At 34.9% G+C, this 16,832-nt stretch carries 18 protein-coding genes and 1 riboswitch; of the genes, 12 read left to right on the top strand and 6 right to left on the bottom strand.

Annotation, left to right across the window (positions count from 1 at the left end; translation table 11 throughout):
- Positions 1–227: 227 nt before the first annotated feature.
- The gene (locus DPQ31_RS15065) at positions 228–2,381 is read left to right on the top strand and encodes a peptidoglycan D,D-transpeptidase FtsI family protein (RefSeq protein ID WP_087970886.1); all 2,154 of its coding nucleotides are present in this window, start codon (positions 228–230) and stop codon (positions 2,379–2,381) included.
- Positions 2,382–2,455: 74 nt separating this feature from the next.
- Entirely contained in the window at positions 2,456–2,977 is a 522-nt protein-coding gene (gene lepB, locus DPQ31_RS15060) for a signal peptidase I (RefSeq protein WP_000656825.1), read from the top strand.
- A 34-nt stretch (positions 2,978–3,011) separates the two neighbouring features.
- Here lepB and DPQ31_RS15055 read toward each other — a convergent pair whose 3' ends face one another.
- Positions 3,012–3,635 carry a cephalosporin hydroxylase family protein gene (locus DPQ31_RS15055; RefSeq protein WP_073990597.1) on the bottom strand — a complete coding sequence of 208 codons (624 nt, stop codon included), beginning with the start codon at positions 3,633–3,635 and terminating at the stop codon, positions 3,012–3,014.
- Between the two features lie 167 nt (positions 3,636–3,802).
- Between DPQ31_RS15055 and DPQ31_RS15050 the strand changes: the two genes are divergently transcribed.
- Positions 3,803–4,345: an NUDIX hydrolase gene (locus DPQ31_RS15050; protein WP_315969871.1), complete on the top strand. Its 543-nt coding sequence runs from the start codon at positions 3,803–3,805 to the stop codon at positions 4,343–4,345.
- Positions 4,346–4,522: 177 nt separating this feature from the next.
- On the opposite strand, the gene DPQ31_RS15045 is transcribed toward DPQ31_RS15050, so the two are convergent.
- Entirely contained in the window at positions 4,523–5,284 is a 762-nt protein-coding gene (locus DPQ31_RS15045) for a class I SAM-dependent methyltransferase (protein WP_000817560.1), read from the bottom strand.
- 197 nt (positions 5,285–5,481) lie between these two features.
- Here DPQ31_RS15045 and DPQ31_RS15040 point away from each other — a divergent pair, with 197 nt between their 5' ends.
- The gene (locus tag DPQ31_RS15040) at positions 5,482–5,973 is read left to right on the top strand and encodes a DUF2716 domain-containing protein (RefSeq protein WP_208730593.1); all 492 of its coding nucleotides are present in this window, start codon (positions 5,482–5,484) and stop codon (positions 5,971–5,973) included.
- Between the two features lie 80 nt (positions 5,974–6,053).
- On the opposite strand, the gene DPQ31_RS15035 is transcribed toward DPQ31_RS15040, so the two are convergent.
- The 3 genes from DPQ31_RS15035 to DPQ31_RS15025 all read right to left on the bottom strand — a co-directional run bounded on the left by DPQ31_RS15035 (position 6,054) and on the right by DPQ31_RS15025 (position 8,743).
- Complete coding sequence (locus DPQ31_RS15035; RefSeq protein WP_208730592.1) at positions 6,054–6,824, bottom strand: DNA alkylation repair protein; 771 nt, start codon at positions 6,822–6,824, stop codon at positions 6,054–6,056.
- Positions 6,825–6,857: 33 nt separating this feature from the next.
- Positions 6,858–7,163, bottom strand: a complete 306-nt coding sequence (locus tag DPQ31_RS15030; RefSeq protein ID WP_208730591.1) for an iron-sulfur cluster biosynthesis family protein — start codon at positions 7,161–7,163, stop codon at positions 6,858–6,860.
- Positions 7,164–7,276: 113 nt separating this feature from the next.
- Positions 7,277–8,743, bottom strand: coding sequence for an amino acid permease (locus tag DPQ31_RS15025; protein WP_208730590.1), 1,467 nt, complete (start codon positions 8,741–8,743; stop codon positions 7,277–7,279).
- Positions 8,744–8,855: 112 nt separating this feature from the next.
- Positions 8,856–9,048, bottom strand: a riboswitch (Lysine riboswitch).
- A 384-nt stretch (positions 9,049–9,432) separates the two neighbouring features.
- Between DPQ31_RS15025 and DPQ31_RS15020 the strand changes: the two genes are divergently transcribed.
- Positions 9,433–9,882, top strand: coding sequence for a GNAT family N-acetyltransferase (locus DPQ31_RS15020; RefSeq protein WP_000764584.1), 450 nt, complete (start codon positions 9,433–9,435; stop codon positions 9,880–9,882).
- A 40-nt stretch (positions 9,883–9,922) separates the two neighbouring features.
- Here DPQ31_RS15020 and DPQ31_RS15015 read toward each other — a convergent pair whose 3' ends face one another.
- On the bottom strand, positions 9,923–10,933 hold the full coding sequence (locus tag DPQ31_RS15015; protein ID WP_043323018.1) for a sulfite exporter TauE/SafE family protein: 1,011 nt from the start codon (positions 10,931–10,933) through the stop codon (positions 9,923–9,925).
- 98 nt (positions 10,934–11,031) lie between these two features.
- On the opposite strand from DPQ31_RS15015, the gene DPQ31_RS15010 reads away from it, so the two are divergent.
- The 7 genes from DPQ31_RS15010 (at position 11,032) to DPQ31_RS14980 (ending at position 16,828) form a co-directional block, all read left to right on the top strand.
- Positions 11,032–11,832, top strand: coding sequence for a VOC family protein (locus DPQ31_RS15010; protein ID WP_208730589.1), 801 nt, complete (start codon positions 11,032–11,034; stop codon positions 11,830–11,832).
- A gap of 10 nt (positions 11,833–11,842) precedes the next feature.
- Positions 11,843–12,781, top strand: coding sequence for an aminoglycoside phosphotransferase family protein (locus DPQ31_RS15005; RefSeq protein WP_208730588.1), 939 nt, complete (start codon positions 11,843–11,845; stop codon positions 12,779–12,781).
- Positions 12,782–12,794: 13 nt separating this feature from the next.
- Entirely contained in the window at positions 12,795–13,538 is a 744-nt protein-coding gene (locus DPQ31_RS15000; RefSeq protein ID WP_208730587.1) for a metallophosphoesterase family protein, read from the top strand.
- A 123-nt stretch (positions 13,539–13,661) separates the two neighbouring features.
- The gene (locus DPQ31_RS14995) at positions 13,662–14,330 is read left to right on the top strand and encodes a nucleoside/nucleotide kinase family protein (RefSeq protein ID WP_208730586.1); all 669 of its coding nucleotides are present in this window, start codon (positions 13,662–13,664) and stop codon (positions 14,328–14,330) included.
- Between the two features lie 27 nt (positions 14,331–14,357).
- Positions 14,358–14,819: a hypothetical protein gene (locus DPQ31_RS14990; protein WP_097954325.1), complete on the top strand. Its 462-nt coding sequence runs from the start codon at positions 14,358–14,360 to the stop codon at positions 14,817–14,819.
- A gap of 92 nt (positions 14,820–14,911) precedes the next feature.
- A complete protein-coding gene (locus DPQ31_RS14985) occupies positions 14,912–15,736 on the top strand; it encodes a DUF2785 domain-containing protein (RefSeq protein ID WP_208730585.1) in 825 nt (274 codons plus the stop codon).
- A gap of 105 nt (positions 15,737–15,841) precedes the next feature.
- Positions 15,842–16,828 (top strand): alpha/beta fold hydrolase, encoded by a 987-nt coding sequence (locus DPQ31_RS14980; protein ID WP_208730584.1) that lies wholly within the window; start codon positions 15,842–15,844, stop codon positions 16,826–16,828.
- Positions 16,829–16,832 lie beyond the last annotated feature (4 nt).

The raw sequence follows: 16,832 nt of genomic DNA, 5'->3' as shown, positions 1-16,832 counted from the left end.
ATAAAATTCTATATATATCATATAAATAAATTTGATACATAATGAGTTATCCCGTTATTTGCGAGCAGTAAGACTCCCATCTGAAAAATTCGGCACAGGAGAAGAAGTTAGGTGGGAGATTACCTGCTTGTAAAAGCCCGATTGGTGTGGGCTAATAAACAGAGGACCACTCTGTTTAAAGTTTCAATTTATGCGTAGAAGTTAATAGAATGAAGCGAGGGAGCGAAATGAGACAGAACAAGGAGAAAAAGAAACAGCCGAAAAAGAAAAAGACTCATATTCCATTTCGGTTAAATGTACTATTTTTTATCGTCTTTCTTTTATTTTCAGCTATTATTATTCAACTAGGTAAAGTGCAAATCATTGATGGAGAAACGTATCGAAATGAAGTGAATAAAAAGGAAGATGTGACGGTGAGCACGCCTGTTCCTAGAGGGAAAATGTTTGATCGAGAAGGCAAAGTGATTGTAAATAACAAACCGCTACGAACCGTTACATATACGAAAATGAAAGGAGTAGACTCGAAAGAAGTTTTAAAAGTAGCGAGAGAGTTAGCAGGGCTAATTGAAATGTCGCAAGAGGATATGGATAAGTTAACAGAGACAGATAAAAAAGATTTTTGGATGCAGTTAAATGAAAAAAGGGCTGCAGAAAAAGTAACGAAAGCAGATGAGAGTAAATTTAGGAAGCAGGAAATAGAAGGGAAAGAATTAGATAAAAAAGTAGAAGAGTTGCGTCGGGAGAGAATTACACAAGAAGAATTAAAGGAGCTTTCAAAAGATGATTTAGAAGTATTAGCAATTAAAAGTAAAATGAATGCGGGATATAAAATGACGCCGCAAATCGTTAAAAAAGATGTAAGTCAAAATGAATATGCAATCGTTAGTGAAAGATTAGCAAGCTTGCCGGGGGTAGATACGACAGTAGATTGGGAACGTGAATATCCAAATGATAAAATCCTTCGTTCTATACTTGGTAGCGTTTCTAATGAAAATGAGGGATTACCAAGAGAACAATTAGAGTATTATTTAGTTCGTGATTACAACCGAAATGATCGTATTGGTAAGAGTTACATCGAAAAGCAATACGAAGATGCATTACATGGAACGAAAGAACAATCTAGAAATATTACAGATAAAGCAGGGAATATTATTCGGACTGAAAAAGTGACTGAAGGAAAAAGTGGAAATAACTTAATGTTAACGGTTGATATGGATTTGCAAAAAAAGGTAGAGGAAAGTCTTGAAAAAAATTTACGAGCGTTTCATTCTTCAGAACCGATGATGGATCGTGCTTTCGTTGTAATGATGAATCCGAAAAACGGTCAAATTTTATCAATGGCAGGAAAGAAAATTGTAAATAAAGATGGCATGATGCAAATAGAAGACTACGCATTAGGGACGATGACAAGTTCCTATGAGTTAGGATCAACTGTGAAAGGGGCTACTTTATTATCTGGATACCAAGCAGAAGCGATTAAACCGTTTACGCATTTCTTTGATGCGCCAATGTACTTTAAAGGAAGTACTAAGCCGAAAAAATCATGGAAAGATTTTGGTGATATTGATGATTTAAGAGCTTTACAAGTTTCGTCGAACGTTTATATGTTTAATACAGCATTAAAAATGGCGGGGATTAATTATGTGCCAAACAATCCGTTAGATATTAAACAAGAGACATTTAATAAAATGCGTTACTATTTTAGACAATTTGGTTTAGGTGTATCGACTGGTATTGACTTGCCAAATGAATCAATTGGTCAAATGGGTAGAACTGATAATATACCAGGCTTTTTACTTGATTATGCAATTGGACAATATGATACATATACACCGCTACAGCTTGCTCAATATATTTCAACAATTGCAAATGGCGGTTACCGAATGAAACCACAAATTGTGCAAGAAATTAGAGAGCAGCCAAACCGCCCAGAGGATGTCGGAAAAGTTATTCGATCAATTGAACCGGTTGTTTTAAATCGAGTGGATATGGACACGTCATACATTGATCATGTAAAAGAAGGGTTTAGAAGAGTTTTTCAAGAAGCTGACGGAACAGGTACAGGAACGTTTAAAGGCTTACCGTATAAACCAGCTGGAAAAACAGGAACAGCTGAGACGGTATATGGTGGAGAAAGTGATATTGGAAGAGATGAGAACTATAACCGAAAAAAATGTTATAATTTAACTCTTGCCGGCTATGCGCCATATGATGCTGATCCGGAAGTAGCTTTTTCAGTTGTTGTACCATGGGTGAATAATGATAAATCAGGGGTTAATTCCGCGATTGGTAAAGAAATTTTGGATGCGTATTTTGACTTGAAAGCGAAAAGATCAAATGCAAATTCAATCCCGGTAGAACAGCCGAACAAGGCCCAGTAAAAATGATATCACTGCACAGGAATATATTGTGCAGTGATATATTTTTTGAGTTATTTTATAAGGTGGGAATGGATATGAAAGAGGAGATTAAGAGAGGTTGGGGGAAGTACATACTATTTATACTTGTTATGGTAATAGCCTATCATTCTTTTACGTTATGTAAGGTAGAAGGGAAATCCATGCAGCCGACTTTAAATGAAGAAGACTACGTATTTGTAAATAAAGCAGCAGTACATTTTTCTAACATACAGCACGGGGAAATTGTCATTATTAAAGAAGAGGACGAATCGAAATATTATGTGAAAAGGGTAATAGGGCTACCTGGTGACGTAATTAACATAACGAATGGAACTGTATATGTAAATGATAAAAAACAAGTAGAGCCGTATACAAATAAAGATTTATTCAACAATACACAAGTATTTTACAATTTCCAAAAGACAAAGATTCCACCAAATAAGCTATTTGTCATGGGAGATAACCGTGAACTTAGTAGGGATAGTCGCAATGGCTTAGGATATATTGAAGAAGATAACGTGATAGGAAAAGTAGAATTTGTGTATTATCCTTTTTCAAAAATGAAAATTATAGAATAAGTGGGGAATTCATAAAGCCCCACTTATTAAAGTTTCACTTTATTTTCTTTAAAAAACCTTTTGGATTAAAAGATATGAAAAATTTATGTTTAGATTCATCGATTATGAAATTGTTATTTTTAGCTAAAAACTCTTCCACGGCTTCCATCGGGCCAGGGCCCCAATCTGGAAGGAGAGGATTTCCATTAATACATGTATCCTCTACAATAATGTAACTACCAGTGGTTACAATAGATTTATAAAGTAAAAGTTCTTTTGATACATGTTCTTTACTATGATCAGAATCTAAAATAACTAAAATCACATCATCAGGTTTGCGCATACTTACTATTGTTTGGACGGCCTGCACAGAAACAGAAGATGCTGTTAAATACGTAATCCGATTATGTGATGGCCGATTTGGCTGCGGAGTTATATCGATAGTAAGTACGTGACCTTTTCCGATTAAATCTAACATAGAAGCTAAATACAGTGCACTACCACCATGAAAAGTCCCGCATTCAATAATTAAATCGGGCTTTAATTCATAAATGATTTCTTGATACAAAAAGAGATCAGAGGGAAGTTTGCAGATGGGAACACCGAACCAGTAGGTATCTTTTAACCAAACGTGGCTGTCGTAATACTGTTTTAAAAATTCACTGCTTGTAGTATCGATTTTAAATGCTCCTTTCTAAAAAGGATTCTTTCGTTTGACGTAAAGTATTTACGTATGAAAGTTGTACTATATATTATGTGATAAGGAATTGTAAGGCGAGTGTTTTCACTTGAAAATAAGCCAAATAACTCATGTGGAAAATCAATTGCTTACAAAAGAAGGTGTAATTGAAAGGAAATGATAGTATGTATACATACACAATTTGCTTCATTAGAAAAGGAAATAAAATACTCTTACTAAATAGAAATAAAAAGCCGAATATGGGAATGTGGAATGGTGTTGGGGGAAAAATTGAAGATAATGAAACGCCATATGAAGGAATAATTAGAGAAACGCTTGAGGAAACAGGCATAGGTCTTCCAAGTGTAACGTATAAAGGGAATGTGATTTTTAAAAGTAAGGACGAGCCTCGAGGTAGTGAAGGGATGTACGTATTCCTTGCTGATTTGCCAGAGGGAGTACAAATGGATACACCGTTAAGTACTGATGAAGGTATATTAGAGTGGAAGGAAATTGGATGGATATTAGATGAGAATAATAGAGGTGTAGTTAGTAATTTACCAAAATACTTACCGCTAATATTAAAAGAAGAAAATATGTTAGAGCATATATTCACGTACGATAACCGGAATATTATTAATTACACAACTGCATTTTTGACAGAAGATGATGCGAACAAACGATATGAAAAACAACTCGTTTCTCAATAGAAGATAGGATGAAAAACTACATTTATACTTTAGTTGAAAAAATATATATGTTAGGTGATTACATGCTGAAAAAATATACTTTATTAGCCAAAGTTGTAACACAAACTTTCGTTACTTAAATTAAAACAAAAAAGAGATGGCATATCCATCTCTTTTTTGTTTTCGTATGCTCCATGATTAGTTGCGAATCGCTTTAATGATAAAGCGATGTTGCTTCACATCAAAATAGCCTTTTTGCAACATAATCTCATGTATGCGATATAATTCCTCATAATACCTTTCGACAGTAAAATCAGGAATTTGCCACGGAATCGCTTTTAAATAATAGACGATAGCGCCAATATCATAAAAGCGTTGAAGAGGGAATTCTTCCTTTGCATCTAAAATAGTAAATCCATTTTCCTTTAGCTCATTACAGGCAGTTTCGAGTGACCAACTTGCAAATTCGCTATTTAGTGGTGTGCCAAACTGCTTATTAAGTTCTGCGCAATCAAGACCACCAGCTTGTTGTGTAAGAAATATTCCATTAGGAGAAAGGATTCGGTTTACCTCAGAAGCAGCATAGGATTCATGTTGGTTCACAATTAAATCAAATTGAGCATCTTGAAGCGGTAGGGCATCATCATCCTTTACTTCTACAACAATAACCCCTAAAGGCTCTAATTTCTTTCGGGAAATTGGCACGTTTGGAGCGTAGCCCTCAGTAGCATAAATAGTTGGCGGGAACGGTTGTAACATAGATAAAAGCTCTCCACCGCCAGTGCCCATATCTAGCATTGATTTTGCGTGTTGTATAAGCTGGAAAGCAGTGCTACCGTACGACCACGATAAAGGCTCACTTTTCATTCGACCCGTTTCTGAAATGAAAGAAAAATCCCAGCCGCTAAAATTTGTATTTGCACTGTCTAATAAAGTTAAAAATAATGGATCACGTTTCATAATTGTACCCTCCTATTTTGTAAATGAATGATATGATGAGAAAAGTAAAAAGGAGGACCTCTTATAAAAGTGAAACGGATTTACGTTTCGTGTTCGAATAGATGCATATAAATTCGCTCCTTGCGAGAATGATTATTTATATATTCGGGATTTTTGAGTGGAATTCCTTTGAAATATAAAGAGAAGGTATATATTTAATGAAAAATTGGATTGAGTTTACAGATAAAGAGTACGATCGAATTTGGGATAAAGTATATAGTGACTATGAATTTTCACCAAGTGTTTCAATATTTCCATCGTTTAAAGTACCAGGACCGTTTATCACATATGACATCTCTCATTATTTTGGAGAATCGGTAGATTTAAATGTATATGATGAACTTGAAGAAAAAGCATTAAAAGTTTTCAAAGAGAATACAGCATTGAATGAATATATGATGGCACTAGATTGGCAACATGAGTGTTATTGGGTAAATCCACACTTAGAGTTTGAAAGAAATGAATTTTATGAGTGGCGTATACCAATATTTCCGAATGGTGATTACTATTTCTTTATTCAGAAAGACTGTAAGTGCGGGTATTTAGGCCATCCTTGGGAGAAGAGTATAACGATATTTGGAAAAGAAATAATAGAGAGTTTTAAACAAAATAAACCGGAAATGTTTCAAAATATTTTAAGGCAGGGATAATGTTTTAAAGAGAAAAAACGCTTATACTTCATTCTTGAAGCATAAGCGTTTTTGTTTTGGCCGTTTTCATTTAAAAATACTTAAAAATAAAAATCTTTTGGTAAAGTACCATTTTTTATCACCGTTCTTAACCCATGTTTTATAATCCAAGGGTTAACAGGATGCTGTTTATCACGTAATTGCTGCAACCATTGAAAAACAAGTTCGTTATCTTCTTTCGTAATATCGTTAATATGATTGGCTACAGATTTTTGAACATACTTAGAAGGGTCATTCATTAATGGTTCAAGAAGCTGTAAATTGTTCTTAAAGTTACCTTTTAGAGCTCCTGTTTTTTTTGCCCAAGGAAGTCTTGGTCTTGTACCTTCAGAAACTAGTCTCCTAATGTGGCTGTTTTCGTCATGAATCCACTGTTGTAAAATATTTAGTGTGTCTTCATGGTACGTTTCAAGAAAAGGCCGAATGGCATATTCAGCAGTATTCCTTTTTGTTATTTCATACATTGCGTGGAATGAGGAGTCAAAATCGTTAAGCCCATATTTTTCAACGTATTTTGCGATAGGCATGTACATATAGCCGTTTGTAAATGTACCTACTTCTGTTGTATTTTCTGGTCCCAATGTTTTCAGTAATATATGTATTGCTTCATTAAAATCTTTTTGTAAAGCATTGTGTAATTCATCTGCTATTACTTCAATCCGTTGCTTTAACTCTAAACCTTCAACTTTACATGTTACGGAGGCTATAAAGTTTTTTTTAAAGAAAGTAGAATCGTGTTTACAAATAGAATCAGCCATTTTTTCTGCTAATTCATCATTAAATAAAAATTTTAATGGAACATATTTACCCATTTTTCCACCTCATTGGTCAGCTAAAAACAATTTTTATTTTTTAATCGACAATCCATAAACTAACGTTTCACTAGGAGTCGTAATACTAAAACCAGTCGTCTTATAATCAAGTTTCACTGTATCACCAGTGTAATCTTTCGTGAATGAGTCCATTTGTACAATAAGCATTTCATCCTCATATACAACATCATCTGCATTGTATGTATCCCAAACTAAATCAACATCAACGAAAATGCTACAAGAGTTTGTCATTGTTCCTCTAATGCGAATGATCTTTTTATCTTCACGTTCTAATCTATGTATAGCTGCTTTTGCTTCATCAGTAATACGAATGTTCATTGTATCCCAACCTTTATTTATATTTCCTTTATTATTGCAAAAACAAGAGCAATAGGGAAGCAAAGAGGTTTGCAACAAAAAACGAGCAAACAAATTTGTTTGCTCGCGCTACTTTATTTTAGTTCACATTTATCAAGTGGAATCACTTTTGTTTTCTTTGTAAATTTATATCCTAACCATAGTACTAAGAAGAGTGGTAAACCGATGTAAGAAACGAGTACGCCGTTCCAATCGATTGATTCACCCATAAATGCGCCGTAGTTTTGTCCTAAAATTACGATGACGCAAAGTGCAAATGCGAAGATTGGACCGAACGGGAACCATTTTGCTCTATATGGTAAGTCCTTTAAATCTTTTCCTTGTGCGATATATGCTTTACGGAAGCGGTAATGACTAATTGCAATGCCAACCCATGCGATAAAGCCAGACATACCAGAAGCGTTTAATAACCAAATATATACAACACCGTCACCGAATAAAGAAGCGATGAAAGCGACGCTACCAACTACTGATGTTGCGATTAGAGCGTTAACAGGTACACCACGGCTATCTAATTTGCCTAAAAACTTCGGTGCTTTTCCTTGACGAGCTAAATCCCAGAGCATACGAGTTGATGCGTACATGCCAGAGTTACCAGCAGATAAAACTGCCGTTAAAATAACAGCGTTCATAACAGAAGCAGCAAAGGCAACGCCCGCTTTTTCAAATACAAGTGTAAATGGACTTACTGTAACATCACTTGCTGCAAGACTTTCAGTTGTATAAGGAATTAATAAACCGATAACGAGAATTGCAAGGATATAGAATAAAAGAATGCGCCAAAAGATCGAACGAATTGCTTTTGGGATATTGCGTTCTGGATCAGACGTTTCACCAGCAGCTACACCTAATAATTCAGTTCCTTGGAAGGAGAAACCAGCAGCCATAAATACACCGATAATTGCCATGATACCGCCGTTAAATGGAGCATCTGCAACAGTGAAGTTTTTAAAGCCGACAGATTCGCCGCCCATAATTCCAAAAATCATCATGAAGCCGACAACTAAGAAGATAATAATAGTAACTACTTTAATAAGTGCGAACCAATATTCAGATTCACCAAAACCTTTAACAGATAAATAGTTTAAGAGAAAAATAATAGCTAAGCATAATCCACTCCAAATGAGGGAAGGGGTATCAGGGAACCAAAATTTCATAATTAATGTTACGGCCGCTAGTTCTGCCGCAATTGTAATCGCCCAGTTATACCAATAGTTCCATCCAAGTGCAAAGCCAAGTGATGGATCAACAAATTTTGTTGCATACGTGCTAAAAGATCCAGTAACAGGCATGTAAGCTGCAAGTTCAGCTAAGCTTGTCATTAAGAAATACACCATAATTCCAATTGCGGCGTATGCGATTAGTGCACCGCCAGGACCAGCTGAATGGATTACACCACCGCTGGCAAGAAATAGTCCGGTACCGATTGTACCACCGAGAGAAATCATCGTAAGGTGACGAGATTTTAATCCGCGTTTTAATTCACCTTGTCCTTGTGTAGTTTGCGTTTTAGAGGTAGATTGATTTGTTGCGCTATTCATGTTCAACACTCCTTTTCTTGTAGGTTAGGAAGGAGCGGGGGAGAAAAATACAAAAAACCGCCAAAGGAATTAGGCGGAACGTTTCACAAATAACCACCCCATCATACCCTTCCGTTAAGATAGCACCCCACGTTTACACGGTAATTTTGTAAACGTGACAGTTCTGTTCCTTTCGGAGACAGCCCCAGCTCATACTTCCAGAGAAGAAATACCAACTTCGGCAACTTTTCCTTTCAAAAGGAGTCAGTGACATTCTCTGTGTCTCGTCCGTTTTACTTTTAAAAGTCGCAACCTCTACCTCATCGGATTGATGAGGATTTATATATTGCTAAGATATTTAATATATGGCAATTGTAATGAGTTTCTGAATATATTGCAAGGAATTTTGTTAGGAAAAGTCAAAAAATATCGGTTATTGTATAGGAAACGCTTGCATAACTCCACCCGAACCTACTATTATGTAGCAATAAACAAAGAAAAAATTGTTATACAAATGTTTCGCAAAAAATAATGAAAAACCCTTTAAAATTAAAAGAAAATTCAGAAAATATAATTCGACATAACGATTGAAGGGTATCACTTCTTTTATTTTGTTCTAAAGAAAAAACATATGTGCAAATAAAAAGAGTGAATATTCTTTCTTTTTGTAGTAAAATTGAAGTACTGTTTAATTAAAAGGGGACATCGTTATGAAATTAGAAACAGAAAGATTACATATTATCCCGTGTACGGAGGAATGGGTTCAGATTGCGAAGAATCAAGGATACAATAGCGGCCCGCATATTGCAGGGCATGTAGAAAATATAAAACAAGATAAGGATTTATTACCGTGGGGTGCGTGGTATGTCATTCGAAAAGAAGATAACATCGTACTAGGGGATATAGGATTTAAAGGGAAACCGAACGAGAAACGTACAGTAGAAATTGGTTACGGTTTTATTGAGAAATATTGGAATAAAGGGTATGCTACAGAATCTGTAGATGAATTAATAAAGTGGGCTTTCCAGACAGGAAAGGTAGATACAATTATTGCGGAGACACTCTTTGAAAATGGTAGTTCGATTCGTGTATTAGAGAAATTACATATGAAGAGAGTAGATACAACAGATACGATGATTAATTGGAAAATAGAAAAATAAAAAATACCGCTCGATATAGTTCGAGCGGTATTTTTTATCATTATGGTAGCATTTGTTTTTGATCTTTCGGATAGCCGCCTGTTGATGCGTTAGAACGATTGGAATGATTACGGACAGCAATGAAAATAGAAATAATAACGACAAGACCAACTGCCACGTAAGAAAGTGAAATAATAGTTGGATCCACTTTAAATGTTGTAAGTAGTGTACGAATATTCGTAAAGATAATAAGGCCACCAACTAATACCCCAAGTAAATGAGGTGGAACGATACGTACTAACCATGCGGCAATTGGAGCTGCGACAATACCGCCAAGCATTAAGGCGAATACCCAAACCCAGCTTACTTGTTCCCAGCCAAGTGAGATGAAGAAACCAATTGTTGCAGCGAGCGAAACAGGAAACTCACTCGTATCTACAGATCCAATAACTTTTCTAGCTTCATTTCCTCTTGCTAGCAGTACAGGTGTCGTAATTGGACCCCAGCCACCGCCACCAGTTGAATCGACGAATCCAGCGAATAAGCCGAGTGGCACAAGTTGTTTGGCAGACATGCGCTTTTTGGAAGTAACAATTTGTTTTTGAATAATGAATCGTAATAAAATATAAACGCCTAAAGTGAATAAAAATATTGAAATGTACGGTTTAATCACATCGCCAGGTAAATTACTTAAAAAACATGCCCCAACAAATGCCCCAATTGCTCCGGGTAATGTTAATCTGGAAACTGTATATTTATCAACGTTTCCAAATTTGATGTGCGATGCACCAGAAGCTGCGGTTGTAACGACTTCAGCTAAGTGAACAGATGCGGATGCTACAGCTGGTGCAATACCAAACATTAATAATAGTGAGGTAGATGTTACCCCATACGCCATTCCAAGTGCCCCATCAATCAATTGAGCGAAAAATCCAATAATAGCAAAGACAATTAATTTCTGCATAAATAATCCCCCTGTAATAATAAATGAAAAAAGCACTTTTCCCGTATGAGAAAAGTGCCTTTGGTTTTTCCAATCAGCAATAATTAAATTTGTTTCATTATAATACATATTAATCATATAAATCAACTGGGTTTTTAAGTTTTTTGAATTGAATGAAAGAAAAATAAAATATACAATAAAAGGATGGAGAGAAAGGGGAGAAAGACATGTTACGATTTGATCATCTCGTTCACGCAGTGCCTTGTACACCGGAGGAAGCAGCAAAACAAATGCAAGAGCGTGGATTTCATACTGTATTAGGCGGAGAGCATACTACTTGGGGAACTTGGAATAGTTTATGTTATTTTGATTTATCATACATAGAATTTTTAGCTGTGCAGCATGAAGAAAAAGCGAAAGAAGCAGAAAATCCATTAGTACAAGAAACGGTGGTGAAATTACAAAATGGAGAAGGAATGCTACAAATTGCAATTCGAACAGATGCAATTGAAGAACTAGCAGTTAAGTTTAGTAAGCATGGCTTACATACGATAGGGCCATTTGAAGGGAAACGTATGAGAAAAGATGGCCGGCTTTTAGAATGGAAAATGTTATTTGTAAAGCAAGAAGAAAGCGGGCCGAGATTACCTTTTTTTATACAGTGGAATGAAACCGATGAAGAAAGAAGAAACGACTTACGCAACATAGGGACGATCACGGAACATAAAAACAAAGTGCAACACATTGAAGTGATCCATTATGCAGTGAAAAATGTTCGAGACACAGTGCGAAAGTGGAAAGAAGTAATGGGGCTAACTGCAAGTTCAGTCACAAAAAATGAAAAATGGAATGCTGAGTGCCAAAGTGTATCATTTGGTGATATTCATGTACAGTTTTGTGAACCGATTGGGGAAGGACTAGCGACAGAACACTTGAATAAGAATGGTGAATATCCTTTTGCAGTGGAGTTTAAAGGGGAAAATAAACGAGAATATGAAGTGTTAGGTAGTTTGTACATATATGAATAGAGGGGATGTTTTGGAAGAAATAGTAAGAGAGCTAGAAAGAAAACTAGAGTGGCCCTGTATTGTAAAATGTATAGCCATTACAAAAGGTTTTTCGCATGAGGAGAAATATAAAATTGAACTAGAGAATCGTGAAACGTATTTTGTAAAAGTGTGTGATTCTGCTAATTATGAACGAAAACTAGAAGAATATACGTATATGAAACAAATAGAGTTATTACATATTCCAACGCCCAAGTTAATTCATTTTATAAAACTTGAAGAATTAAATAAATGTGTTCAAGTATTTGAATGGATTGACGGAGTAAATGGTGAAGAGAGCTTACGGAAGTTATCGGTGGAAGAACAGTATGATGTAGGGAGAAAAGCAGGAGAAGTATTAAAGAGAATTCACTCAATTGAAAGAGAAAGTGCAAGTAATAAATGGGAAACATTTAGATGGAATAAATACGAAAGATACATAGAGGCACTAGCAGACTACGAGGTGAATTTTCTGGATTTGAAGCCAGTATTAACCTTTGTAGAAAACCATAAAGACTTATTAAAAAATCGTCCAATCACACTTTTACACGATGATTTCCATCCAGCAAATAGTATGATTCATAACAAGGAGTTTATCGTTATCGATTTTGGAGGATATGATTTTGGTGATCCAATACACGATTTTTATAATGTAGCGATTTTTACTACAAGAATAAGTAAACCATTTGCGGTTGGACAAGTTCACGGTTATTGCGGAGGCGAACCATCGCTTCATTTTTGGCAACTGTATTCCTTATATGCAGCAATGACATTCCCAGCGGACATTGTTTGGACAAACCGAAGCACACCGCACCTAGTAGATGATATGAAGGAAAGACTAAATGGAATTTTAGAAGAACATAATCATTTTTCGTCCTATGTTCCAAGATGGTATCAATCCTATCATATGGATATAATGAAAAGTAAATAACGGAGGGATTCATTTGGATAAAATAGCGGTAATTTCAGATATTCATGGTAATATTCCGGCATTAGAATCTGTGCTGAAAGATATTAAATTAAGAGGAATCGAGCGCATTATTTGTCTTGGAGATTTAGTAGGAAAAGGCCCTCATTCAAGCGAAGTAATTGAAATCATTCGTAAAGAATGCGAAGGCGTTGTAATGGGGAATTGGGATGATTTCATTACAAAACCGACTGAATTTGAAGCATTAAAATGGCATCAAAAACAATTATCAGAAGAACAAAATGACTATTTAAGAAGCTTACCATTTTCGATCGAATTTTTTATGAGCGGAAAACTCATTCGTATGTTTCACGCTTCACCGAGAAGTTTATATGAAAGAATTCAACCACACGCTTCAAGAGAAGAACGTATTAGTATGTTCGAAAATAGTGATCTGACGGAAAATATAGAAGGGGAAAGAAAACCAGATGTCGTTTGCTATGGTGACGTTCACCAAGCGTTCGTTCAAAATTTCAGAGAGAAAACGTTATGTAACGCTGGTAGTGTAGGAAACCCACTTGAAATAACGCAAGCTTCCTATTTAATCTTTGAAGGAACTTACAACGAAAAAGAAGCAGCGAGTTTTTCCATTCAGCTTGTAAGAGTACCATATGATATTGAATTAGCTATCAGACTAGCAGAAGAACTCGAAATGCCAGAAATTGAGGAATATAAGCAAGAGTTACGAACTGCTTTGTATCGAGGGTTTAAGGGGAAGTAAGAAATATGTAAAGCAATAAAACTATATCAACGTTTTGACAAATAGTATCGACTTACCTACAAATAGTGATCAAACGTGTTTAATGTAATTGTATTATGTGAACTGAATTAGGGAGGGAAGATAATGATTCGCCAAAAACGAATGAAAGAAATCGCTAATCATATTTTAAAGTTAAACTTAACGCATCCAATAAGAGTGGGAGTAAGTGGTATTACAGCATCAGGAAAAACAACATTTGCAAACGAACTAGCGGAAGAAATAAAAAAACGAGGTTTACCAGTAACACGCGCCAGCATTGATGATTTTCATAATTCAAGAGTGATTCGTTATACGCAAGGCAAAGAATCAGCAAGAGGGTATTATGAAGATGCACACGATTATACAGCTTTCAAAGAAAGGTTATTAAATCCTTTAGGACCTAACGGGAATTTACAATATGAAACGATTTCTCATAACTTAGTAACGGATATGCCTGTACAGAATGAACCGCTAGTAGCCCTGCAAAATATGGTATTAATAGTAGATGGAACGTTTCTATTGAAAAAAGACGTTGCGCATTTATTTGACTATAAAATTTTCGTAGATACAGATTTTGAGATTGCGAGAAAACGTGGTGCAGAGCGCGAGACTGAGGCTTTTGGAAGTTATGAAGAAGCAGAGAAAATGTTTTTGAACAGGTATCATGCAGCTTGTAAAATGTATATAGATGAGCATAATCCGAAAGAGTGTGTAGATGTTGTATTTGAAAATAGTAAATTTGATGATCCGGTAGTTCTATTTAAAAGACATTAATACAGTTTATATAGGAGGAATGAGCATTTGTTTAGATGGTTTCAAAAAAATAATAAAGTGAATGAAGAGGAGGAGGGACAATATTTAGAAATCAAAAATGAACAGATTAATGAACAATTAAAACAAAAAATAATGGAACTAGAGAGTATAAGTGAAGACATTTGCAGTAAGTATCAAAAAATATATGAAGAACGTTTTGCGCAAAATGGTAAATTAAATTTGAAGCTGTCAATTAAAAGAGATATAGACGGTGATGAATTAGAAGAACTAACATCTAATAATTGTTTAGAGTATGAATATAGATCAGAAATTAATTTTGAATATGATGCTTCAAAATTATGGGAAGTCTGCACTATTTCGCTTTGGTACTATTACCAAGGATATCGAAAAAGTAGTAGCATAGGAACACTTTATAGCGGAACGATTAATGAATTAGAAGAAGAAGTTAAAGTAACATTGGAAGAACTGTTACATAGTGAAGATAATTAATGATTCCATTTTATATTGCGTTAAGAATGGGTTTAATTTTATGATACTAATAGGGAATAATTTAGGAAGAGAAATTTAAAGGGGATAAAAAAATGACAGAAGTACTAGAACTAAAAGAAGAACTACTACAAATTAAAAATAACAATTATGCTGTACCAGAAGACGTAGATGCATATCCATATGCGCAGTGGATGCTAGATTATATCGGATCACCTGATGCTGAACTGCGTGATGATTTGATATATAGTACGCTTCACAAATGGATTACAAATGATGTATTTAGACAAAAAGAGTTACGAGGATTAATGCTGCAAGCAATTAGCCCTGATTATTTATTTTATAAAATTGGTGAAAAGGGAACAGACTCTGTGTTTAAACGTGCATTCTCTGTATTAATTCCACCACTTATTTTATCTGTTCATGAAAGAGAACCACTGTTATCTGAAGAACAACTGTACAGTGTGGCAGAACAAGTGCTGGAATATGTGTATTTAGAAGAAGATGTAAGAGGCTACGTAGAAGGAAAAGGCTGGGCACACTCTACTGCACATGCAGCAGATGCGCTTGATGCTTTAGCACGTACAATTCAAAATCGTGAGTTCTCATATGCAATACTAGCTGCCGTTCGTCAGAAGGTACGCTTACATGACTACGTATACATTCACTTTGAGGATGAGAGATTAGTAGCACCAATTATGTCGTTACGTAACCAAAATCTTTTAACTGAAGAAGAGTGGAGCAACTGGTTACATAGTATAGCAACTGTTGAAGACATCCGACATCCACAGCATGCTATTTTAGTACAAAATATTAGAACTTTCCTAAGAAGTTTTTATTTCAGAGTTTTAGAGACAGAAGGTAGTACAGCCTTTACAGATGATATATTGGAGACTTTGAAGGATTTGCGTAGGTATTAAAAATGGTCCGTCCTTAGAAACAATGAATAGATATTAATTTTGAAAATTTATTAGAAATTTATTTTTACATTGTACCCTTTCAGTATAGGTTGAAAGGGGTGTCAAATGAAAAAAATATTGAAGATAGGAAAAATAATATTTTTTGTTTGTATTAGTATGATTTTTCTTGGAACTGGCGCTGTATTCATATATCATAACTATCAATTAAAAATGGAATCGAAATTAATGAACAATAAAGGTGAACTTATTAATTTCAATAATAAAAAAGTGAATGTTTATAATGAGGGGAGCGGGGAGGATACGTTTGTATTTATGGCCGGATCTGGAATTGCCGCTCCTGTTTATGAATTGAAAGGCTTATATAGTAAATTTTCGAAAGAAAGCAAGATTTCTGTAATTGAGAGAGCTGGTTATGGATACAGTGATGTTTTTCAAGATGATAGAGATATTGATACGATATTAGAACAAACGAGAGAAGCGCTTATTCGAAGTGGAAATAAACCACCTTACATTTTAGTACCACACTCTCTATCGGGTATAGAGGCTATTTATTGGGCACAAAAATATCCAAGTGAAGTAAAAGGGATTATTGCGTTAGATATTGGTTTACCTAAACAGTACGTAACTAATAAAATAGGTATGGTTGATTCATTAAAAATAAAAGGGATGAATATTTTAACGAAAATTGGTTTTCAGAGATTAGCTCCCTCTATTACTTATAATCCCGAAGTCATTCGTCAAACCTTTTTAAACGAACAGGAAAAATATATTTATAAAGCGCTTACGTATAAGAGGGCTTTTAATGATGATATGAAGCAAGAACTTTTACAAAGCTACAATAACGGTAAAAAATCAAATTCTTTATCGAGCCCAAAAGAAACACCTATGTTATTTATAGATGCGATTGCTAGGCAATATAAAGATTCGAAGTATACAAAGCAAAAAAACGAAGATTATAAGGAGTTTGCTAGCAAGTTATTAATAGCTGATGTAAAAATAATTGAAGGTACACATAGTATTTATTTATATGCTCCTGATGAAATATACAAAATTGCTATGGATTTTATTAATAATAAAGTAGTGAAGAACTAAGCTA

It is taken from the genome of Bacillus sp. COPE52 (genome assembly GCF_003355115.1).
In the GTDB taxonomy this organism is placed as follows: domain Bacteria; phylum Bacillota; class Bacilli; order Bacillales; family Bacillaceae_G; genus Bacillus_A; species Bacillus_A toyonensis.
Note: the sequence above shows the minus strand (reverse complement) of the source record. Positions and strands in the feature narration are given on the sequence as shown.